18 protein-coding genes are annotated in these 22,253 nt (G+C 71.0%); 3 read left to right on the forward strand and 15 right to left on the reverse strand.

What is annotated here, in order from left to right; all coding sequences use genetic code 11:
- Window positions 1-86: 86 nt before the first annotated feature.
- Entirely contained in the window at window positions 87-1,130 is a 1,044-nt protein-coding gene (locus tag FBY41_RS18710; RefSeq protein ID WP_221629344.1) for a metallophosphoesterase family protein, read from the forward strand.
- Between the two features lie 249 nt (window positions 1,131-1,379).
- Window positions 1,380-1,754, forward strand: coding sequence for a VOC family protein (locus FBY41_RS18715; protein WP_221629345.1), 375 nt, complete (start codon window positions 1,380-1,382; stop codon window positions 1,752-1,754).
- Between the two features lie 81 nt (window positions 1,755-1,835).
- On the opposite strand, the gene FBY41_RS18720 is transcribed toward FBY41_RS18715, so the two are convergent.
- From FBY41_RS18720 to FBY41_RS18780, 13 genes are all read right to left on the reverse strand, one after another.
- Window positions 1,836-2,240, reverse strand: coding sequence for a hypothetical protein (locus FBY41_RS18720; RefSeq protein WP_141845848.1), 405 nt, complete (start codon window positions 2,238-2,240; stop codon window positions 1,836-1,838).
- 65 nt (window positions 2,241-2,305) lie between these two features.
- The gene (gene hisH, locus FBY41_RS18725) at window positions 2,306-2,944 is read right to left on the reverse strand and encodes an imidazole glycerol phosphate synthase subunit HisH (protein WP_141845849.1); all 639 of its coding nucleotides are present in this window, start codon (window positions 2,942-2,944) and stop codon (window positions 2,306-2,308) included.
- Window positions 2,941-3,540: an imidazoleglycerol-phosphate dehydratase HisB gene (gene hisB / locus FBY41_RS18730; RefSeq protein ID WP_141845851.1), complete on the reverse strand. Its 600-nt coding sequence runs from the start codon at window positions 3,538-3,540 to the stop codon at window positions 2,941-2,943. The genes hisH and hisB overlap by 4 nt, the downstream gene beginning before the upstream one ends.
- Window positions 3,537-4,688 carry a histidinol-phosphate transaminase gene (locus FBY41_RS18735; RefSeq protein ID WP_141846330.1) on the reverse strand — a complete coding sequence of 384 codons (1,152 nt, stop codon included), beginning with the start codon at window positions 4,686-4,688 and terminating at the stop codon, window positions 3,537-3,539. Before FBY41_RS18735 ends, hisB begins: the two co-directional genes overlap by 4 nt.
- Window positions 4,689-4,777: 89 nt before the next feature.
- Window positions 4,778-6,136: a histidinol dehydrogenase gene (hisD, locus tag FBY41_RS18740; RefSeq protein WP_141845853.1), complete on the reverse strand. Its 1,359-nt coding sequence runs from the start codon at window positions 6,134-6,136 to the stop codon at window positions 4,778-4,780.
- A 71-nt stretch (window positions 6,137-6,207) separates the two neighbouring features.
- A complete protein-coding gene (locus FBY41_RS18745) occupies window positions 6,208-8,304 on the reverse strand; it encodes a S9 family peptidase (RefSeq protein WP_141845855.1) in 2,097 nt (698 codons plus the stop codon).
- A 44-nt stretch (window positions 8,305-8,348) separates the two neighbouring features.
- A complete protein-coding gene (locus FBY41_RS18750) occupies window positions 8,349-11,498 on the reverse strand; it encodes an ExeM/NucH family extracellular endonuclease (protein ID WP_141845857.1) in 3,150 nt (1,049 codons plus the stop codon).
- A gap of 114 nt (window positions 11,499-11,612) precedes the next feature.
- Window positions 11,613-12,566, reverse strand: a complete 954-nt coding sequence (locus tag FBY41_RS18755) for a pseudouridine synthase (RefSeq protein ID WP_260439895.1) — start codon at window positions 12,564-12,566, stop codon at window positions 11,613-11,615.
- A complete protein-coding gene (locus FBY41_RS18760; protein ID WP_260439896.1) occupies window positions 12,567-13,673 on the reverse strand; it encodes a winged helix DNA-binding domain-containing protein in 1,107 nt (368 codons plus the stop codon).
- A complete protein-coding gene (dnaE, locus tag FBY41_RS18765) occupies window positions 13,673-17,263 on the reverse strand; it encodes a DNA polymerase III subunit alpha (protein WP_141845859.1) in 3,591 nt (1,196 codons plus the stop codon). The genes FBY41_RS18760 and dnaE overlap by 1 nt, the downstream gene beginning before the upstream one ends.
- A 150-nt stretch (window positions 17,264-17,413) precedes the next feature.
- A complete protein-coding gene (locus FBY41_RS18770) occupies window positions 17,414-18,346 on the reverse strand; it encodes an RluA family pseudouridine synthase (protein WP_141845861.1) in 933 nt (310 codons plus the stop codon).
- Window positions 18,339-19,094 (reverse strand): signal peptidase II, encoded by a 756-nt coding sequence (locus FBY41_RS18775; protein WP_141845863.1) that lies wholly within the window; start codon window positions 19,092-19,094, stop codon window positions 18,339-18,341. Before FBY41_RS18775 ends, FBY41_RS18770 begins: the two co-directional genes overlap by 8 nt.
- Window positions 19,067-19,567: a TraR/DksA family transcriptional regulator gene (locus FBY41_RS18780; RefSeq protein ID WP_141845866.1), complete on the reverse strand. Its 501-nt coding sequence runs from the start codon at window positions 19,565-19,567 to the stop codon at window positions 19,067-19,069. Before FBY41_RS18780 ends, FBY41_RS18775 begins: the two co-directional genes overlap by 28 nt.
- A 10-nt stretch (window positions 19,568-19,577) precedes the next feature.
- Here FBY41_RS18780 and FBY41_RS18785 point away from each other — a divergent pair, with 10 nt between their 5' ends.
- Complete coding sequence (locus FBY41_RS18785) at window positions 19,578-20,417, forward strand: hypothetical protein (RefSeq protein WP_185749151.1); 840 nt, start codon at window positions 19,578-19,580, stop codon at window positions 20,415-20,417.
- A gap of 176 nt (window positions 20,418-20,593) precedes the next feature.
- Here the strand turns inward: FBY41_RS18785 and FBY41_RS18790 are convergent, their stop codons facing one another.
- Window positions 20,594-21,769, reverse strand: a complete 1,176-nt coding sequence (locus FBY41_RS18790; protein ID WP_141845870.1) for a DivIVA domain-containing protein — start codon at window positions 21,767-21,769, stop codon at window positions 20,594-20,596.
- A 149-nt stretch (window positions 21,770-21,918) separates the two neighbouring features.
- Window positions 21,919-22,203 carry a YggT family protein gene (locus FBY41_RS18795; protein ID WP_141845872.1) on the reverse strand — a complete coding sequence of 95 codons (285 nt, stop codon included), beginning with the start codon at window positions 22,201-22,203 and terminating at the stop codon, window positions 21,919-21,921.
- Window positions 22,204-22,253 lie beyond the last annotated feature (50 nt).

Raw genomic sequence — 22,253 nt, forward strand, 5'->3', positions numbered from 1 at the left:
CCGTCGGCACCCGGCGCCGGGCCGCTGTCGCAAGGCTCGGGACCGACCCTCGAAACACCGACACCAGCGCAACCCCAGGAGAACTCGTGACCCGTCCCCAGAGGCGTGCCGCGTCGACGCTCGCCCTCGTCGTCGCAGCGCTGACCGCCGCTGTCGCCCCTCTCGCCGCAGCCTCGGCCGCCCCGGCCGCCCCGCCGCCGTCCGGATCGAACGGCGGCTTCTCGTTCGCCGTCATCGGCGACGTGCCCTACGGCGCCCCCCAGATCGAGGCCTTCCCGGGCTGGATCGACCAGATCAACGCAGCCAAGCCGTCGCTGACCTTCCACGTCGGAGACATCAAGAACGGCTCCAGCCGGTGCGACGACGCCTACTACCGGATGATCCGCGCCGACTTCGACCGCTTCGAGAAGCCGCTGATCTACACCCCGGGCGACAACGAGTGGACCGACTGCCACCGGCCCAACAACGGCGCCTACCACCCGCTCGAGCGTCTCGCCTTCGACCGCTCGGTCTTCTTCGACCGGCCCGGCCGGACCCTCGGACAGGCGCCCGCGCCGGTCACCTCCCAGGCGGCTGCCGGCTTCCCGGAGAACGTCCAGCTACGCCGCGCCGGCGTGCAGTTCGCTGCGATCCACGTCGTCGGGAGCAACGACGGGCTCCAGCCGTGGACCGGCCTGGGCCTGACGACGGCGACCCCGGAGCAGCTCGCAGCCGAGCAGGCCCGCATGGACAACGCCCTCGCGGTGGTGCGCTCGAGCTTCGCCGCGGCGCGCGAGCACCACGACCGGGCCGTGGTCATCCTCCAGCAGGCCGACATGTTCGACCCGACCTACACGCCGACCTCGAGCGACATCTCGGCGTTCACTCCCCTGGTGCGGACCCTCGTGGAGGAGTCATCGACGTTCGACGGCGACGTCTACCTGCTGAACGGAGACAGCCACGTCTACAACGCCGACCGTCCGCTGGCGGCCGGCTCGGCCTGGCTCACGACGTACGGCGTCGCGGGCTCGGCCGACAACCTCCAGCGAATCACCGTCGACGGGTCGGCCAACAACACCGACTGGCTCCGGATGACGGTACGCGCCACCGGTCCCGCGCTCGCGTGGGAGCGAGTCCCGTACACCCCCTGACCCACCCCGATCGAAAGAGCAGTCCGTCAGGCGGTCACGCACCCGACGAACTGCTCTTTCGATTGGGTGGGGGCGGCTGCCCCAGGGGAGATGGACCGCCATCAACCGGCATACCGCAGCAGCCCCGCGTCGGCGCATGTCATAGCGGTCCGCCTGCTGCCACGAACCTGCCTGCGACAGCCCCAGGGCGTCGGTGATGCGGCGTACCGTCGAGAGTCCCACCCCTTGCCACGAGGAGAGCTGGTCGCCATGGCCGTTCGCTACATCGTCGACGACGTCAACGCAGCGGTGGCGTTCTACACCGAACACCTCGGCTTCGGGATCACGATGGGGCCCCTCCCGGGATTCGCCATCCTGACTCGGGGGGATCTCCGCCTGTTGCTCAACGAGCCCGGAGCAGGCAGCGCCGGTCATGCCGGCGAAGACACCGGGTCACCCCCTGCGCCGGGGGGCTGGAACCGCTTTCAGATCGAGGTCACGGATCTCGATGAGACCGTCGAGACCCTCCGGGCTGCCGGGGTGACCTTCCGAGGCGGCGTCGCGTCGGGTGCCGGAGGCCGCCAGATCCTCGCGGAGGACCCTGCGGGAAACCCGGTCGAGCTCTTCGAACCGCCTGCCCGGTGAGCACGCTGCGGCCGGGCGGCGACGCACCTGACGAACTGCTCTTTCGATTGACGGGGGGCGGAGGGAAGCTGCCTGCTTTGTCTACGCCGGGGCGTCCGGGCTGACCGGGTTGACTGGATCGCCCGGGTCGACCGCGCTCGCAGGGTCGGCGGTGCCCGTCTGGCTCGCCGTCTGAGCCGCGGCTCCTGCAGTGATCTCCGCGCGGTTCTTCCACACGACGTAGGCGAGGCCCACGACGAGGACGAGGACGATGAGGCCGATGCGGACCGGCCACGACAGGTCGAGCAGCGTCGTCACGACGAGCGTGCCGAGGGCGGTGCCCACCGTGGTCGGCAGCCCGGGCCTGCTCGCGCGTCGGCGCGGCTGGAGGGCGCTGCTCGTCCGGCGCCTCGTCGTCGCGGTGCGCCGCTTCGTGCGGCGTGCCGTGCTGCTGGTCGCCCGCGAGCTCGATCCCATCGTGCTGCGGGGCGTCTTCTTCGTCGCCATCGGCTGCTCCCTCGTCGGCCGATCCGCCTGTGCGACAGACGGATCGGGTCTCACACACACGTCCGTCAGAGGCTGCGGACCCAGTTCTCGAGCAAGGTGGCGCCCGCGTCACCGGACTTCTCCGGGTGGAACTGGGTCGCGGCCAGGGCGCCGTTCTCGACCGCCGCGACGAACGGGGCGCCGTGCCGCGCCCACGTGACCTTGGGCGCGACGCGGACGAACGCGCCCGAGGGCTCGAGCGTCCAGTGCTGCACGGCATACGAGTGCACGAAGTAGAAGCGCTCGTGCTCGACGCCACGGAAGAGGCCGGACCCGGACGGGACCTCGACCTCGGACCAGCCCATGTGGGGGACGACGGCGGCCGGGAGGCGCTCGACGGTGCCGGGCCACTCCCCCAGCCCCTCGACCGGTGTGGCCGACGGCTCGGTGGAGCCCTCGAAGAGCACCTGCATGCCGACGCAGACTCCGAGCACGGGTCGCCCTCCGCTGAGACGCCGGTCGATGATGCGCGGCCCGTGGGCTGCGGCAAGGCCTGCCATGCAGGCGTGGAAGTTGCCGACCCCGGGCACGAAGAGGCCGTCGCACGCGAGGGCCGCGGCGGGGTCGGCCGTCAGGGTCACGGACGCGCCGACGCGCTCGAGCGCGCGCACGGCCGAGCGCACGTTGCCGCTGCCGTAGTCGAGGACGACGACGTCCTTGGTCACAGGGCGCCCTTCGCGCTCGGGATGCCGACGACGCGCGGGTCGAGGGCGACCGCCGCGCGCAGGGCGCGGGCGACCGCCTTGAACTGCGCCTCGACGATGTGGTGGGGGTCCCTGCCCGCGAGGACGCGGACGTGGAGGCACAGCCCGGCGTTGGAGGCGAAGGACTCGAAGACGTGACGGGTCATCGACCCCGTGAAGTGGCCACCGATGAGGGCGTACTGCTGGCCCTCGGGCTCCCCCTCGTGCACGACGTAGGGACGGCCAGCCACGTCGACCACCGCGTGCGCCAGTGCCTCGTCGAGCGGCACGGTGGCATCGCCGAAGCGCGAGATGCCGCTCTTGTCGCCGAGCGCCTCCCGCAGCGCCTGCCCGAGGACGATGGCGGTGTCCTCGACGGTGTGGTGCACGTCGACGTGGGTGTCGCCGGTGGCCTTGACGGTGAGGTCGATGAGCGAGTGCTTCGCCAGCGAGGCGAGCATGTGGTCGTAGAACGGGACGCCCGTCGAGACGTCGGAGACACCGGTGCCGTCGAGGTCGAGGCTCAGCTCGACCGACGACTCGGAGGTGGCCCGCGTGATGGTGGCGGTGCGGCTCATGGCTGCGTCCCTTCGGCGGGGAGGTGGGTGGCGACCCGGAGGTGGTCGGGGGCCAGGCGTGTCATCGCCTCGAGGAAGGCGGTGGTCTCGTCGGGGTCTCCGGCGGTCACCCGCAGGTGGTGGGCGATGCCGACGTCCCTGACGAGCACGCCGGCATCGAGCAGAGCCTGCCACGTGGCCTTCTCGTCCGCGAGGCCGCCGAAGAGCACGAAGTTGCTGTCACTCGCCACCGGCGTCGCGCCGAGCTGCGCGAGCACCTCGACGATGCGGTCGCGCTGGTGCTTGATGACCTCGACGGTGCCGAGCATGTCGTCGGCGTGCTCGAGCGCGACCCGGGCGATCGTCTGCGTCGGGCTCGACAGGTGGTAGGGCAGGCGCACGAGGCGGAGCGCGTCGACGAGCTCGGCGGAGGCGACGAGGTAGCCGAGCCGCCCACCGGCGAAGGCGAAGGCCTTGCTCATCGTCCGGGTCACGACGAGCCGCGGGTGGTCGGCGAGCAGTGTGAGCGCGCTCCGCGTGCCCGGCCGCGCGAACTCGGCATACGCCTCGTCGACGACGACGATCGCGTCCGGGGCGGCATCGAGCACCGCTCCGATGACCTCGAACGGCAGCGCCGTGCCCGTCGGGTTGTTCGGCGAGCAGAGGAAGACGATCGAGGGCCGGTGCAGGCGCGCCTGCTCGACCGCCGACTCGGCACTGAGGTCGAAGGTGTCCGGCTCGCCCGTGCCCCGCAGTCCGTCGACCCAGGTCGTGCCGAGGGTCTCGCTGATGATCGGGTGCATCGAGTAGCTCGGGGTGAAGCCGAGCGCCGTGCGCCCCGGCCCGCCGAAGGCCTGGACGATGTGCGACAGGACCTCGTTGGAGCCGTTGCCCGCCCACACCTGGTCGGGCGTCACCGACACGCCCGACTGCTTCTCGAGGTATGCCGTCAGCGCCTTGCGCAGCTCGGTGAAGTCGCGGTCGGGGTAGCGGTTCAGACCCGCCATCTCCTCCGCGAGCGCCGCGAGGATGGCCTCGACGACGTGCGCCGGCACGGGGTAGCTGTTCTCGTTGGTGTTGAGGCAGACGGCCACGTCGAGCTGCGGCGCACCGTAGGCGGTGCGGCCACGCAGGTCGGGCCGCAGCAGCCGCTGCACCTCGCTCTGCACCTCGCTCTGCTGCTCGGTGGGCTCGGTGGGCTCGGTGGGCTCGGTGGGCTCGGCCGTCTCGGGCTGCTCGGCCTGCGCGCCGTCCCCGCTCACCGCGGCACCTCGTCGCCGAAGCGTGCGGTCACGGCCTCGCCGTGGGCGGGCAGGTCCTCGGCCTGGGCGAGGGTGACGACGTGGCGCGCCACGCCGCGCAGCGCCGCCTCGTCGTAGTCGACGACGTGGATGCCGCGCAGGAAGGACTGCACCGACAGCCCGCTGGAGTGGCAGGCGCAGCCCGCGGTGGGAAGCACGTGGTTGGAGCCGGCGGCGTAGTCGCCGAGGCTCACGGGTGCGTGCGGTCCGACGAAGATGGCACCGGCGTTGCGTACGCGCGCCGCCACCGCGGCGGCGTCGCGCGTCTGGATCTCGAGGTGCTCTGCGGCATACGCGTTGACGACGTCGAGGCCGGCGTCGACGTGGTCGACGAGGACGATGCGCGACTGCGTGCCCTCGAGCGCCTCGACGACGCGCTCGGAGTGCTTCGTGGCGGGGACGCGGCGGCGCAAGGCCGCGCGGGTGCCCTCGGCGAGCTCCTCGCTGTCGGTGACGAGCACCGACGCCGCGAGCGGGTCGTGCTCGGCCTGGCTGATGAGGTCGGCCGCGACGTGCTCCGGGTCGGCGGAGTCGTCGGCGAGCACGGCGATCTCGGTGGGGCCCGCCTCCGCGTCGATGCCGATGAGTCCCTTGAGGAGGCGCTTGGCCGCGACCACCCAGATGTTGCCCGGCCCGGTGACGAGCGAGACGGGGTCGCACACGACCGGCTCGCCGTCGACGAGCCGGGTGTCATCGACGAAGCCGTAGGCGAACATCGCGACCGCCTGGGCGCCGCCGACGGCATACACCTCCTCGACCCCGAGCAGCGCGCACGTCGCGAGGATCGTGGGGTTGGGGTAGCCGGTAAAGGGGCCGGTGTTCTCGCGTTGCGGGGGCGACGCGACGGCGAGGGAGCCGACCTCGGCGAGCTGGGCGGGGACGACGTTCATGATGACGCTGCTCGGGTAGACGGCGAGACCGCCGGGCACGTAGAGCCCGACCCGGTCGACCGGCACCCAGCGCTCCGTGACGGTGCCGCCGGGCACGACCTGGGTCGTCGTGTCGGTGCGCCGCTGGTCGGCGTGCACGAGCCGCGCCCTGCGGATCGACTCCTCGAGGGCTGCACGCAGGTCGGGGTCGAGACCCTCGAGGGCGGCCCGGAGCACCTCTGCGGGCACCCGCAGGTGGGTCGGACGCACCCCGTCGAAGCGCTCGCCGAGGTCGCGCAGCGCCTCGGCGCCCCGATGTGCCACGTCCTCACAGATCGGCCGCACCTGCTCGAGGGCGGCCGTGACATCGAACTCGGCTCGGGGCAGGGCCCCACGCAGGAAGCGCACGTCGAGCGTGCGGCCGCGCAGGTCGAGGGTTGACATCATGGGTACGAGTCTAAAAGGCCCCGGGGGCGCCCCCGTGCACGTCTCAGGGTGCGGCACCCGCTCTGGACACCTCAGGTGACGGCGCCGAGCAGCACGGAGGTCTCCCACGCCCACTGGCGCCACGTGTCGTAGCGACCCGACTGCCCTCCGTGGCCACCCGCCATCTCGGTGCGGAAGAGGATCGGCGCCGCCCCCTCGACGTCACGCGTCTCGTGACGCAGGGCGGCCACCCACTTGGCCGGCTCGGTGACGTAGACCCGCGTATCGTGCAGGCTCGTCGTGACGAGCAGCGCCGGGTAGCGCTGGGCGCAGACGTTCTCGTAGGGGGTGTAGGACTTCATGAGGGCGTATGCCGCAGGGTCCTCGAGCGGGTTGCCCCACTCCTCCCACTCGACGACGGTCAACGGCATCGACGGGTCGAGGATCGTCGTCAGCGCGTCGACGAACGGCACGGACGCGTGGATGAAGCGGAAGCGGTCGGGAGCCTGGTTGGCAACGACCCCCATGAGAAGCCCGCCGGCTGAGCCGCCCTCTGCTGCGAGGCGATCCGGGGCGACGATGCCGGTGTCACGGAGATGGTCGGCGCAGGCGACGAAGTCGGAGAACGTGTGTGGCTTCGCGGTGAGCTTGCCGTCGTCGTACCAGGAGCGTCCCATCTCGGAGCCGCCTCGCACGTGGGCGATGGCGAAGACCCAGCCGCGTTGGAGCAGGGAGAGGCGCAGCACGGAGAACCACGGGTCACTGGGGATGCCGTAGGCGCCGTAGCCGTGCAACAGGGCGGGCGCGGTGCCGTCGGCCACGACGTCGGCCCGGTGCACGATCGAGATCGGCACGCGGGTGCCGTCGGGTGCGGTGGCCCACTCCCGGCGCTGGCGGTACTGGGCGAGGTCGTGGCCGTCGCGCACGCGTTGAGCCTTGAGCAGGGTGAAGGTGCGGGCCCGCACGTCGTAGTCCTCGACGGTGCGAGGTGTGACGAGCGACTCGTGCACGACCTGCAGCGTCGGGGTGGACGACTCCGGGTTGACCCCGACGTGGATCGTGCCGATCGGCTCGCCGACCGAGATGTCGTGCGCCGCGCCGAGTCCGTGCGGCGCGGCGGGGTCACGCAGCACGATGCGCACCCCGGTGCCGCCCTCACGCCGGAGCGAGATGGCGATGAAGTCGTCGAATCCCTCCGCCCCGGTGACGAACTCGTCCTCAGCGGTCAGGTCGAGAGCGACCCACTCCTGCGCCGACGTGCAGGTCACCGGCGCGATCGCGAGCTCGAAGTTCGTGCGGTTCGCGTTGTGGGTGACGAGGAGCTGGTCGCCCATCGGCTCGATGTCGTACTCGACGCCCGCGCGACGCTCGGCGACGACGCGGGGCGTCCCGAGCGGGTCTGCGGCGTCGAGCAGGCGGAACTCCGACGTCGTCTTCGAGCTGATCGCGATGATGACGTGGTGGTCGTCGCGCGAGGATCCGACCCCGACGAAGAAGCGCTCGTCGCTCTCCTCGTGCACGAGGGCATCAGCCTCCACCGCGGTGCCCAGCTCGTGGCGCCACACCTGGTAGGGGCGCCAGGCGTCGTCGACCCGCGTGTAGAAGAGGTGTCGCCCGTCGAGCGACCAGGCGAGCGAGCCTCCCGTCGACCGCACGGCCTCGTCGAGGGTCTCGCCCGTCGCGATGCTCCGCACGCGCACGTCGTAGCGTTCGTCGCCGGCGAGGTCGACGGCATACGCGAGCAGGTCGCCGGCAGGCGACACCTCGGAGGCGCCCACGCCGAAGAAGTCGTGACCGGCGGCGGCGGCGTTCTGGTCGAGCAGCACCTCCTCCCCGGCGGGCGGACGGCCGTCGGAGAGGGCCGGCCGCGCAGGATGGTCGGCGAGAGCCACCCGGCCCTCGACGGCATACTGCTCGCCCTCGATGGTGCGCGAGTAGTACCACCAGCGATCGTGGCGCACGGGAACCGAGAGGTCGGTCTCCTCGATGCGCGAGCGGAACTCCTCGAAGATCTCCTCCGCCAGCGGCTTCAGCCGCTCGGTCTGCTCGGTCGCGTAGGCGTTCTCGGCCGCGAGCAGCTCGAGCAGCTCGGGTGACTCTCGGTCCGCCATCCACGTGTAGGGGTCCTCGAAGCGGTCGCCATGGTGGACACGGGCGACCGGGGAGCGGCGGGCGATCGGAGGCTGCATGCGCGCAGTCTAGGTTCCCCCACGCAGCACGGCGGCGGGGACCGTCAGGGGTGGATCGTGATCTGGCCCTGCGCCGTCTGCACGCCGCTGTCGTAGACGAGCGACCCGCCCGCCGCCCTCACGACGAGGCGGAACGTGTCCGCCTTACCCCGGTCGACGACGTCGGCGGTGTAGGTGAAGCCGGCGGCGCCGTTCACCGTCGCCGCCCCTGAGAAGCGGGCCGCGTCACCCCGGATGGTGAGGAAGTCGAACGACGTGGCCGCGAGGCTGAACGCCGAGCCGGCGCCACCGAGGCTGTAGACGAACGAGCCGGTGGGATGCGTTGCCCCGACGGCGTAGTCGAGGTCGATCTGGAAGGCGCCCTTGCCCATCCTGGTCGGGTCGGCGACGAGCGCGCCGGCCGGCGACTGGATGAAGCCGCCACCCGTGACGAAGCCCGCGGCGTCGTCGGCGAGGTCCAGCCCGACGACCACGGGGTCGTGGTCGGAGATCCGGAACTCGTCGGGTGCGTAGAGCGAGGAGACCTGTCCCGCCGACTTGAAGTTGGTGTTGTAGTCGAGGACGTTGGGCTCGTCGGCGTTGATGTGCCAGTCGCGCACGGCCGTGGTCTGGGCGGTGATCGATGCCGAGCCGAGGGCGTGGTCGAGGTAGCCCCACTGCCCGTCGAAGGCGTAGGAGTAGGCCTCCGCGCCGTTGAACTTCTCGATGAGGTTCGTGAAGCCCTTCGACTCGAGCATCGTGATCGGGTCCTCCTTGGCATAGGAGTTGAGGTCGCCGAGGATGAGGACGTCGGGGTCACCGGTGCCCGTCGGGTCGCCGGCCAGCCAGTCGGCCAGCAGGGCGGCCGATCGCGTGCGCACCGCGCTGCAGTTGGCCTGCCCGTCGTTCTGGTCGGGCTCGTCGCAGGCGCTGCCCTTGCTCTTGAGGTGGTTGGCCACCCCGACGAAGACGCCGCCCGTGACGTTGTCGCGGAAGGCCTGCGCGAGCGCGGGCCGGTTGCGTGGGGCCTGGTCGCCACCGTTGACGAAGGCCACGGTGTTGAGCACGGCCGTGCGGCCGATCGGCGTCACCCCGCCGGGCTTGTAGAGCATGCCCACCTTGATGGCGTCGTCGCCGAGGGCGTCGGTCTGGCCGGTGGCCTTGTCGGCGTCGATGAACGCCCACGTGCCCGCGCCGTCCTTCTCGTTGAGCCTGTCGACGAGGAACTGCACGGCGCTGCCCGGGCCGTAGCCGTCGTTCTCCATCTCCATGAAGGCGACGACGTCGGCCTTGGTGCCGGAGACGGCAGCAACGGTCTTGCGCCACTGCCGGTCGAACTCCGTCGCATTCTCTGCGCCGCGGCAGTCGGTGGCGCCACCCTCGACGCCGCTGCGGCAGCCGGAGAAGGTGTTGAAGAAGTTGAGCAGGTTCATCCCGGCGACGCGGGTGGTGCCGCCGACGTCGGGGACGCTCGTCGGGCGCGGGTTGGCCGGCTCGAAGTCGATCGTGCCGCCGAGGGCGCCCACGGGCCGCACGCGGTAGGCGTTGGGGCTGGCCGAGGCTCCACCCCACGTGTACGTCATGACGCCGACGACACCGGTCGCCGTGTCGCCACCGCGAAGGGTGTTGCTCGCCGTGAGGGGAGCTCCGTCCCGGGCGAACAGGATCGGATCGGGGTTCTGCGCCTGCGACCCGTCGTCGACGATGATCTTGCGCAGGTCGTTCGCTGCCTGCAGCGCCAGTGCGGGCGCGCCAGGGGAGACGACGTTGGTCGGCTGCTGGAGACGGCCGCCCTGCGAGAGGGTCACCTGGCCGAAGCGGCCCAGCTGGAAGTGCTCGGTGACGGACATCGTCTGGGGCAGCCGGACGAGCATGCCTTCGTAGCGCTCGAGGAAGGTCTTGCTCTCGACCGGGAAGACGACGTCGGTCGGGGCGACGGAACCGGTGCCGCAGGCGACGACGGTGCCGACCGAGATCTGCGACTGCTCCTGGTTCTCGGAGGCTCGACCCGTCACGCGAACCACGTCGCCGGGCTTGACCGTGTCGGCGTTGCTGCCCTCGAAGACGAAGATGCCGTCGGAGGTCTGGGGGTCGCCGTCACCCGTGGGGTCCTGGATGTAGAAGCCACGCAGGGCCGGCGAGGGACCCTCGTAGTCGGCGACGACCACGCCCTGGGTGGTCACGGTGTTCGTCGTGGTCACGGACGCGCCAGCACCCTGCACGGCCGGAATGCGCTGGTAGGGAAGCGTGCACGGGTCGCCGGCAGGGGTGGTGGTGAAGGAGATGACCGCGTCGTCCGACATGGTGTCGGGCGGGTCGATGGTGTCGACGTCGCGCACCTGCGCGGCAGAGACCGTGAGGAAGCAGCGGTCGCCGGGAACCAGGTCGGCAGCCGGGTCGACGGTGAAGGTCGTGGGGCCGCCAGAGACCACGGCGTCCACGTCACCCAGTGCGGCGCAGTAGAGGCCGAAGGCCTCCTGCGGCGCCGTGACGGGCTCGGAGAAGGTGACGCTCACGGACGAGGTCACCGCGACACCCGTGGCCCCACTCGCGGGCGAGCTCGCGGAGACCCGGGGGGCGAGATCCTCGGACGAGCCGCTGTCGACCGTGTGGCTGCCGAGGCCGTCGAACGTGTCGGCGGCGTAGCCGTCCCACTGCGCAACCGGGTCGAAGGCGTCGGCGCCGTTCGGGTCGCCGGCCGTGACCGACGCCTTCCGGCGCAGCGTGTTGTCGGCCGTGGAAGTGAGGCCGGTGCCCCACTCGGTGCCGGGATCGAACCCGATCTGCCCGATGACGTCGACCGAGACACCGTTCTTCTGCAGGGAGACGGCGTCGTCTCCGTTGAACCACGCGGTGCCGAAGGTCTGGTCGGCCGCGGAGAGAATCGTCGCGTTGGCGTTGGTGGGGGCCACGACGAAGACATCGCCGCTGAGCACGGTGCCGGTCAGGTTGATCGTGAGGCCGGGAGCGGTGCCGCCGTTGAAGAACATCTGGACGCGGTAGCCACCGGCGGCGAGGTCGATGGGCGCGCCGGTGCCGTTGTAGATCTCGATCGCCTTGTTGTTGCTCGAGCCCTCGACGTACTCGCTGATGAACAGCTCGCTCGGGGCAGCCGACGCGGTCGGCGCGGCCGCGACGAGGGGGACGATCCCGACGGCGAGCGCGGCGGCGGTGGCCCCCGCGACCCGACGCAGGACAGGACGTGACAAGAGCATGTGGTTTCCTCCCTGGTGACCGGCTCCTCGGCACGGTCTGCCGGTCACCCTAGACCGGTGCGGAGACGTGCGCGCGTCGGAGCAGTGGGTGACTTCGGCACCGGTGGGTGAACGTCACGTGACGGGAGAGGGCGAGGGCCAGGGCCCCGGCCACGCCTTGAGCCGCAGCTGGCTCACGAAGCGTCGTGGGCGTCCGTCGACGGGGTCGTCGAACGCGAGCTCGGCCGCCAGCAGCTGGAGCGGATCGCTGAAGTCGTCGTCGGCGACGGCGCGGTCGAGCGGATAGAGCGGATCGCCGGTGATGGGGATGCCGAGACCGCTGAGCTGGCAGCGCAGCTGGTGCGTGCGTCCTGTGCGCGGAGTCAGGCGGTAGAGGCCGAGCCCGCCTGCCGTGTCGACGAGCTCGACGAGGGTCTCGGCGTTGGGCTCCTCCCCCGCCACCTCGCGAGCCTGGTGGGCGCCGTGCTCCTTGACGAGGTGCGTGCGACGCACGAGCGGCAGGTCGAGATCGGCGCGGACCGGAGCGACGGCGAGGTACGTCTTGTGGACGAGCCCCGCAGCGAAGAGCTGCTGGTAGGCGCCGCGCCACCGCTGCTCGGTCGTCAGCAGGAGCACCCCGGCGGTCGGCCGGTCGAGGCGGTGCGCCGGCGCGAGCCGGGGCAGGCCGGTCAGCACCCGCGTGCGCGCCAGCGCACTGTGGACGACGTGGCGACCGCGCGGCATCGTCGACATGTGGTGCGGCTTGTCGACGACGACGATGCGCTCGTCGCGGTGCAGCACCTCGACGTCGCTGGGGGGCGGATGCTCCTCGGGGAGGTCGCGATGAGCCCACACCACCGAGCGCGGCACGAAGGGCGCGTCGGCAGGCACCGGCCGACCGGCCGAGTCCACGAACTCGCCTGCCGCGAGCATGCGGTCGACCTCCTGCGCCGTGAGGCCGACCGCGAGCCGCTCCACGAGGTGGTCGCGCAGGGACTCCCAGGGCCCGCCCTGCGGCATACGGAAGCGTTGGGCGTCGACCCCGTGGCGCGGTGGGAGCGGAGAGGCGGGCACGCCGCCGCGCGCCACTCAGCGCTCCTCGACGCGGACGACCTCGACCGGCTGACCCACGAAGCGGCCGTATGCCGCCGCCGCCGTCTCGACCTCGCGCCACCGTGCCGCCGTGAGCGGGGCGAACGGCGTCACCCGCACCTCGACGCGCGCAGAGCGAGCCTGCCTGCGCCACGTGCCCGCGACCTCGCCGTCGACGACGAGCGTCGGAGCGAAGACCATGTTGCGGCCCGGGACGACCGTGACGAGGTGCTCGGGCGGCAGGCTGACGTCGCGCGACCGGTAGCCGAGGAGCAGCTCGTCCCACTGCGGGAGCAGCTGCACCCCCGTCGGACCCTCGGGCGCGGGGCGCGCGTCGACGTGCGTCAGCCACTCTGTGCCGTCGACCTCCTCGCGCACGATCCGGTCGGCGATGAGTGCGAGCGCCTCACGGATGAGACGGAGCGGCCCTCGTACCCAGCCCGCGAGGTCCTTCTCGGTCACCGGGCCGTGGCTGCGCACGTAGCGCTCGGCCACCGTCGCGAGGGCCTCCTCGCGCGAGGGGGTGCGCGAGTGGGGCACCCAGGCGTCGATGAGCACGAAGCTCGGCTGCTTGCCGACGAGGGGGCCCTGGCAGATGAGGCCGGTCATGCAGTGGTGGCCGACGAGGTGGTAGGCGCGCTGGTCGCTCGGGTCGATGCCGTGCTCGGCGAGGAGCGCGATGACGTCGGGCCGGCTCATCGGCTCGCCCAGGTGCTCCTCGAAGATGCGCCCCGCGAGCTCGACGTGCGTGTCGGCGATGCCGAGCTGGCGGTAGCGGGTGGCGAGGGCCGTGCCGGTGGGAGCCGCGAGGAGGCGACACATCCAGCGGGCGTCCTCGGCGGGCACCCAGTGGATCGTGCCGCGCATCGGCCAGGTGCGCACGACCTCCCGCGCCCGCACCGCGTCCTCGACCTGCGCGGCCGTGAGCCCGGAGCGCACCCCGAGCGACCACGCGCCGCTCGCGTAGTCCTGCGCCTGCAGGGCGCCGAGGGCGCGGGCAACGGCAAGGGCCGAGGTCGGCGCCTGCGGCGAGCCGAGGGCGGGGGCGAGGCCGAGGGCGGCCATCCTCGCCCGACGCAGGCGCCGCCGCTCGTCCCCTGTCATCAGGTGAGGCAGGCCGGACCGAGCAGGGCCTTGAGGTCGCCGAAGAGGGCCGAGGTCGCGTTGACGCGGAGCGAGTCGTCGAGCGACATGAGCACCGACCGGCCGGGCTGGGTCAGGCGCACCTGCACCTCCGTGGCACCGGGGTGCTCGCCGAGCACCCGCTTGAGGCTCTCGGCGACCGGCGGCGTGACGCGGCTGAGCGGCAACGTCAGCACGACGGGACCGCGCGGGCCTTCCTTGATGTCGGGGATCGTCAGCTCCTGGGCGAAGATCGAGATCGAGTCGTCGCGGGCGCTGACCCGGCCCTTGATGGCACAGACGGTGTCCTGGGCGAGCATCGTCGAGTAGGTCATGTAGGCCGACGGGAAGAAGAGGCACTCGATGGCGCCGTCGAGGTCCTCGACCGTGGCGATCGCCCAGAGGTCGCCCTTCTTCGTGCGCTTGAGCTGGAGGCTCGTGATGAGCCCCGCCACCGTCACGGGGGTGCCGTCCGGCTTGCCCTCGTCACCGAGCAGGGAGGCGATCGGGGTGTCGGCGTGCGTCGCGAGGATGTGCTCGATGCCGAAGAGCGGGTGGTCGGAGACGTAGAGGCCGAGCATCTCGCGCTCGAACGACAGCAGCGTCGCCTTGTCCCACTCGAGGGACGGCACCGGGGGCAGGCCGTCGAAGGCGCCGGGGCCACCGGCGTCGGTGGTCTCGTCCATGCCGAAGGAGCCGAAGAGGCTGTCCTGGCCGATCGCCTCCTGCTTCTTCACCTCGACGAGCGCGTCGATGTAGCGCTCGTGCACCTCGACCTGGCCACGGCGGCTCTCGCCGAGCGAGTCGAAGGCGCCGCCCTTGATGAGCGACTCGATCGTGCGCTTGTTGCAGACGACGGCCGGCACCTTGGAGAGGAAGTCCTTGAAGGAGGCGAATGCGCCCTTCTCCTCACGGGTGCGGATGATCGCCTCGACGACGGGCAGGCCGACGTTGCGGATCGCGGCGAGCCCGAAGCGGATGTCGGTGCCGACGGCAGCGAAGTTCGCGATCGACTCGTTGACGTCGGGGGGCAGCACCTTGATGCCCATGTGCCGGCACTCGTTGAGGTAGAGCGCCGACTTGTCCTTGTCGTCGCGCACGCTCGTCAGCAGCGCCGCCATGTACTCGGCCGGGTAGTTGGCCTTGAGGTAGGCCGTCCAGTAGGAGACGAGGCCGTATGCCGCCGTGTGCGCCTTGTTGAAGGCGTAGTCCGAGAACGGCACGAGGACGCCCCAGAGCGCGGCGATCGAGGCCTCGTTGAAGCCCTGTGCCTTCATGCCCTCGCTGAACGGGACGTACTCGGCGTCGAGGACCTCCTTCTTCTTCTTGCCCATGGCCCGACGCAGGAGGTCGGCGTTGCCGAGCGTGTAGCCGGCGAGCTTCTGCGCGATCTCCATGACCTGCTCCTGGTAGATCACCAGGCCGTAGGTCATGCCGAGGATGGGGTCGAGGGCGTCGATCATCTCCTGCTGGAGCTTGCCCTTCAGCTGCGGGTCGAGCGGGATGAGCTCCTGCTTGCCGTTCTTGCGCAGCGCGAAGTTCGTGTGGGCGTTGACACCCATCGGCCCCGGTCGGTAGAGCGCGAGCGCGGCCGAGATGTCCTCGAAGTTGTCGGGCTGCATGAGGCGCAGCAGGGCGCGCATGCCGCCGCCGTCGAGCTGGAACACGCCGAGGGTGTCGCCCCGACCGAGCAGGGCGTAGGTCGCCGGGTCGGACATGTCCTTGGAGAGCGCGTCGAGGTCGATGACCTCGTCGCGGTTGAGCCTGATGTTCTCGAGGGCGTCGTCGAGGATCGTGAGGTTGCGCAGGCCGAGGAAGTCCATCTTGACGAGGCCGAGCGACTCGCAGCTCGGGTAGTCGAACTGCGTGATCATCTGGCCGTCCTGCAGGCGGCGCATGATCGGGATGACGTCGATGAGCGGCTCGCTGCTCATGATGACGCCGGCGGCGTGGACGCCCCACTGGCGCTTCAGGCCCTCGAGGCCGAGGGCGGTCGCGACGACCTCCTGGGCGGCGGGGTCCTCGTCGTGCACGGCACGGAAGTCGGCGGCCTCGTTGTAGCGCTTGTGCTGTGGGTCGAAGATGCCGGCGAGCGGGATGTCCTTGCCCATGATCGCGGGGGGCATCGCCTTGGTGAGCTTCTCACCCATGGAGAAGGGGTGGCCGAGCACGCGGCTCGCGTCCTTGACCGCCTGCTTGGCCTTGATCGTGCCGTAGGTGACGATCTGGGCGACGCGCTCCTCGCCGTACTTCTCGGTGACGTAGCGGATGACCTCGCCGCGCCGGCGCTCGTCGAAGTCGACGTCGAAGTCGGGCATCGACATGCGCTCCGGGTTGAGGAACCGCTCGAAGATGAGGCCATGCGGCACCGGGTCGAGGTCGGTGATGCCCATGGCGTAGGCGCACATCGAGCCGGCACCGGAGCCGCGGCCCGGCCCGACGCGGATGCCGTTGCGCTTGGCCCAGTTGATGAAGTCGGCGACGACGAGGAAGTAGCCCGGGTAGCCCTTGGAGACGATGACGTCCTCCTCGAAGGCCGCCTGCTTGCGCGCGTAGTCGGGCACCCCCTCGGGGAACCGGCGCTGCAGCCCGGTCTCGACCTCCTTGATGAACCACGACGTCTCGTCCTCGCCGGGAGGGCAGGGGAAGCGCGGCATGTAGCGCCCCTCGCCCTCCTCGAAGGAGACCTCGCAGCGCTCGGCGATGAGCAGCGTGTTGTCGCAGGCCTCGGGCAGCTCGCGCCAGAGGTGGCGCATCTCGGCGGCGGACTTGAGGTAGAAGTCGTCGGCGTCGAACTTGAACCGGTTGGGGTCCATCAGGGTCGAGCCCGACTGGACGCAGAGCAGGGCGGCGTGGGCCTTGGCGTCCTCGGCCCGGGTGTAGTGCAGGTCGTTGGTGGCGACGAGCGGCAGGCCGAGGTCGCGGGCGAGGCGGATGAGGTCGCGCTGGGTGCGCCGCTCGATCTCGAGGCCGTGGTCCATGAGCTCGACGTAGACGTTCTCCGGACCGAAGATGTCGCGCAGCTCGCCGGCCACCTCGCGGGCCTCGTCGTACATCCCGAAGCGCAGCTTGGTCTGGATCTCGCTCGACGGGCACCCGGTCGTGACGATGAGCCCCTTGCCGTAGGTGGAGAGCAGCTCTCGGTCGATGCGGGGCCACTTGGTGTACACCTGGTCGAGCGAGGCGATCGAGCTCATGCGGAAGAGGTTGTGCATGCCCTCGTTGTTCTGGGCGAGCATCGTCATGTGGGTGTAGGCGCCGCCACCGGAGATGTCGTCGCGGCCGCCGTCGCCCCAGCTGACCTTGGTGCGGTCGGTGCGGTGTGTGCCGGGCGTGATGTAGGCCTCGACGCCGATGATCGGCTTGACCCCTGTGCCCTGCGACTTCTTCCAGAACTCGTAGGCGCCGAAGACGTAGCCGTGGTCGGTGGTCGCGAGGGCCGGCATGCCCATCTGCGCCGCCTCGCTGAAGAGGTCGCCGATGCGGGCCGCACCGTCCAGCATGGAGTACTCCGTGTGCACGTGCAGGTGCACGAAGTTCTGGTCGGGCTTCGGGGCTGCGTGGGTCGACATCGTGGATGAGTCTAAGCCTCGCCGAGGACACCCTTCGGCGTGTCGTGACCGGGTGTCGTGGCCCGCCGCGACGCCACGCGCGTCGACCCCACCGCGGTCACCGGACGGCATACGCCGGCAGGCTTCACGGTGAGGTCGAAGGTGAAGGAATCAGAAGGTCGCGACGATGTCGAGGGCCCGCTGGAGATCCTCCGGGTAGGGGCTCTCGAAGTGGACGTACTCCCCCGTGCCGGGGTGCTCGAAACCGAGGCCGACGGCGTGCAGCCACTGGCGCTCGAGCTTCAGCCGCGCGGCGAGCTTGGGGTCGGCGCCGTACATGAGGTCGCCGCAGCACGGGTGGTGCAGGGCCGCGAAGTGCACCCGGATCTGGTGGGTGCGGCCGGTCTCGAGGTGGATGTCGAGCAGGCTCGCGTGGCGGAAGGCCTCGATCACCTCGTAGTGCGTGACCGACGGCTTGCCGTTCTTCATGACCGCGAACTTGTAGTCGTGGCCGGGGTGGCGGCCGATCGGCGCGTCGATCGTGCCGACCACGGGGTCGGGCAGCCCCTGGACGAGGGCGTGGTAGGTCTTGTCGACGGTGCGGCTGCGGAACGCCTGCTTGAGGCGGGAGTAGGCGGACTCGCTCTTCGCGACGACCATGAGGCCCGACGTGCCGACGTCGAGCCGGCTCACGATCCCCTGGCGCTCCGGCGCGCCGGAGGTCGAGATGCGGTAGCCCGCGGCGGCGAGGCCCGAGACGACGTCGGGGCCGACCCAGCCGACGCTCGGGTGGGCTGCGACGCCGACGGGCTTGTCGACCACGACGATGTCGTCGTCGTCGTGGACGATCGTCATGCCGGGCACCGGTTGGGCGACGACCTCGAGTCCGGGCCGCTCCTCGGCCCGGGGCAACGACACCTCGAGCATGGAGCCGGCGACGAGCCGCTCGGACTTGTTGACGCTCTTGCCGTCGAGGTAGATGTGCCCGTCGGCGGCGAGGTCTGCCGCCTTGGTGCGGGAGACCCCGAAGAGGCGGGCGACGCCGGCGTCGACGCGCTCACCCTCGAGTCCGTCGGGCACGAGAACGGTGCGCACGTCAGGCACGGTCACCACCGTCCTCGGAGCCCTCGTCGGAGGCCGCGCGTGCCTCGGCACGCTCGGCCTCGGCCTCGGCCTTGGCAGCGCGCACGTCGCGGTCGCGGCGGCCGTCGACCCCGATGCCGAGCAGGGCGAGCAGCACGATGAGGACGGCTGCGCTGACGATCCAGATGTCGGCGACGTTGCCGATGAACCACCGGTTGTAGTCGAGGAAGTCGACGACGTGCCCCTGGCCACCACCCGGCGGACGCACGAAGCGGTCGGTGAGGTTGCCCAGGGCCGCGCCGAGCAGCAGGCCGAGGGCGATCGCCCACGCGCGCGAGCCGAGACCCTTGGCGACGAACACGATGGCGACGAGCACCCCCACCGCGATCGCCGTCATGACCCACGTGTTGCCGGCGCCGAGCGAGAGCGCTGCGCCCGGGTTGCCGATCAGCTTGAGCCGGATGAAGTCACCGATGAAGGGTCGGGGCAGGCCGTCCGCGAGCGCGTTCAGCGCGACGGCCTTGCTCACCTGGTCGGTGACGTAGGCGGTCACGGCGACGATCGCGAGCAACGCGAAGAGGCGTCGCCGCCTGCGGCTCGAGGGGCGAGCGTCGTCGGGGGCCGGCCCGGCCTCCACGGGGGTATGCCGCCTGGCGCGCTCGGGCGCGTCAGCGGGCTGGTCGTCGGGGCTGGACGCGCCATCGACGCCCTCGGGGGGCGTCGACGTGGCGTGGTCCGGGGTCAGTGGCGAGCGTGCTTCTCCTGGCATGGCATGCACAGGGTCGCACGAGGACGGGCCTGAAGTCGAAGTTTGCCGATCGGGTTGCCGCAGTTCTCGCAGATCCCGTACGTGCCGGCCTCGAGCTGCTCGAGAGCGTGCTCGGCCTGGAGCAGGCCGGCGCGGGCGTTGGCGGCCACGGAGATCTCATGGGCGCGCTCCGCGGTCTTGGACCCGGCATCGGCCTGGTCGTCGCCCGCGCCGTCGCCGCTGGCCCGCAGGACCTCGTCGAGCTCGCGCTCGGCGACCTCGACCTCGGCGCGGTGCTCCTCGATCTCGTCGATGAGGATCTGTCGCACCTCGGCGATCTCTGCCTCGCTCCACGGTGACTCGTCGTCCTTGACCCGCAGTCGCGACGCGACTCGCTTCGTCGGCGTCTTGGCCGCGGTTCCGGCCGTCTTGGCGGTCGTCTTCGTGGCGGTGCTGCTGGCGCCTCGGGGCGCTGCGGTCGAGCTCGTGGTCACGGATGCCTTCTTGGTGGTTCGGGTGGTTCGCGGCGATGCCGCGGACGGGGCTGCGGTCTTCTTACCCGTTGCCGGGCGTTCCGCTGCCGGAGCAGCAGACGTCGTCGTGGAGGTCTTCGTCGCCCGCGTGGCCGTCTTGGCGGGTGAGGGGGCGGCCGGCGTCGCTGCCTGCGCCGCAGGCGTTTTCGCGGCCTTCGTCGCCGCAGGTCGTGCGGGTCGAGTCGTCGCGGCCTTCGTCGCGGTCTTGGAGCCGGTCTTGGAGGCCGTCTTGGAGGCCGTCTTGGCCGCAGACGTGGAGGGGGCCGTCTTCGCCGCAGCCTTCGCGGTCGATGACGCCGCCGGGGCCTTGGCCGGGGCCTTCTTGGCCGGGGACTTCTTGGCGGCGGGCTTCTTCGCGGTCGATGTCGTGGCCGGCGTCTTCGAGGCTGGCGCCTTCTTCGCGGCCGGTGCCTTCTTCGCTGCGGTCGTCTTGGCGGCCGGCGCCTTCTTCGCCGCAGTGGTCTTCGCCGCAGTGGTCTTCGCCGCAGTGGTCTTCGCGGGCGCAGCCTTCGTCGTGGCGGTCTTGGACGCGCTCGCCTTCTTGGCCGGGGCCGCCGACGGGGCGGTCGGCCTGCCCCCCGAGGTCGTCGCCCGGGTCACCGCGTCCTTGACGGACTTGACGGTGGAGCGCACCGCCGACCCGACTCGAGAGGTCGTGGACCGAGCGGGCGCGCTGTCGGAGGAGGGCGCGGTCGTCTTCCGAGCGGGAGCCTTCCTGGCTGCCCCGCCCCGTGCGGTTGTAGTGCCGGACCCTGCGTTCTCAGCCACCATCGGACCACAGCCCCTTCGTCGCTCACGCCGTCGACGTTGACAAGTGGGGCCGACAATAAGGCCCCAGCGCGCCCCGCACAAACGTGAAACGCCAGCAGTGACGGAACAGTTCGCCATGTGACGGACAAACACCGACCGCCCGGAGGGTTTCCGGGCGGTCGGTGTGATCGCTGTCTCTCTGAGCCGCAGTGCGGCTCGGGCACTGAGCCCGACGGCTCAGCTCTGGTTGCCTGCGTGGGCCGGCTCCTGCATGCTGCCGTCGAGGTCGTGCAGCTGACCCTCGATGTAGGACTTGAGGTTGCTGCGGTAGTTCTTCTCGAAGCCGCGCAGCTCCTCGATCTTGCGGTCGAGCAGCCCCTTCTGCTTGTCGAGCTCCTCGAGGAGGGCGGCCTTCTTCTGCTGGGCCTCGGCGACCATCCCGGTGGAGCGCTCGCGCGCCTCCGTCAGCATCTGGTCGCGCTGTGCGGCAGCCTCGGTCAGCATCTGGTCACGCTGCGCGGTGGCCTCCGACAGCATCTGATCGCGCTTGGCCGCGGCCTCCGCGGCGATCTGCTCGGCCTGTCGGGTGACCTCGTCGTGACGCGCCTGGGCGGTGGAGACGAGCTCGTCGTGCTTCGCCTGCCCGGTCGAGAGCAGCTCTGCGTGGCGACCCTCCGCCTCGGAGATGAGCTCGTTGCGGCGGGACTCTCCCGCTGCGACGTGCTCGTCGTGCAGGCGCTGGGCCAGCGCGATGACGCCGGCGGCATCGAGGTTGGCCGTGCCGGTCGACGTTGCCGCGGCGGCCGGCGAGGCGGCGGCGGCCTGGGCGTTCGTGGCAGCACGCGACGCGCGCTCCTCGGCGGCACGGGCCTCGGCCTCGGCAGCGCGGGCGCTCTCCTGGGCCTTGGTGAGCTTGGCCTCCGCGTCGGCCACCTGGGTGTTGAGCTGCGTGAGCTTGGCCTGGGCCTCGTCGAGGGCGGTGTTGTCCACCGCCGACTTGGCTGCGGCCTCGGCGCGCTCGGCCTCGGCCTTGGCGCGCTCGATGCGCTCCCGGGCAGCGCGCTCGGCGTTGTCGGCGTCGGCCTTCGCCTTGGCGGCGCGGTCCGAGGCGGCCTTGAAGGCGCGCTCGGCGTCCTGGATCTTCGCCGTCAGGCCACCGAGCTTCGCGTCGTCGCCGGGGCGACCCACGACCGGCATCGCGGCAGTCGCGCCATCGGCGCGAACCGCGCCCTGGTTCTTGCTCGCGCGGCAGTCGTTGAGCTGCTTCAGGTAGTCGTCACGCTGCTCGATGAGCGAGCGCATCTCGGCCACGATCTCGTCGAGGAAGTCATCGACATCCCTCTCCTCGTAGCCACGACGGAACTGCGTGGTTTGGAAGTGCTTGTTCAGCACCTGTTCCGGCGTAAGCGCCATGTGTCACCTCGATACAGACGGAGTGGATCAGGTCAACGGTATCTAACGTTCAGGTCACGAACCAAAGCCGCACCCTTCTTCGGGGCTCGGTGACCCTGTGGCGTCCACGCCTCGGACACGCGATCCACCATACGGACAGGACAACTCGATCAGAAGATGCTGGGCACGTTGAGGGCGAGCGAGGTCAGGAGCATGAGGACGAGGAAGCTGAGGTCGAGGCGCACTCCCCCGATGGTGGGCGAGGGGATCACCTTGCGCAGCGCCCGCAGCGGCGGGTCGGTGACCGTGTAGATCGCCTCGGCGAGGACGAGCACGAGGCCGCTGGGACGCCAGGAGCGCGCGAGCACCTGCACCCAGTCGATGATGAAGCGGCCGATGAGGGCGATGAAGAAAGAGAAGACGACCACGCCGTAGATCGCCCAGAACACGTCCATGCCCGTCAGTGTCGCTGATGAATCTTGGCGAGTCGACGGCGGGGGGCGGC

This window comes from Humibacillus xanthopallidus (assembly GCF_006716675.1).
Classification (GTDB): Bacteria; Actinomycetota; Actinomycetes; order Actinomycetales; family Dermatophilaceae; genus Humibacillus; species Humibacillus xanthopallidus_B.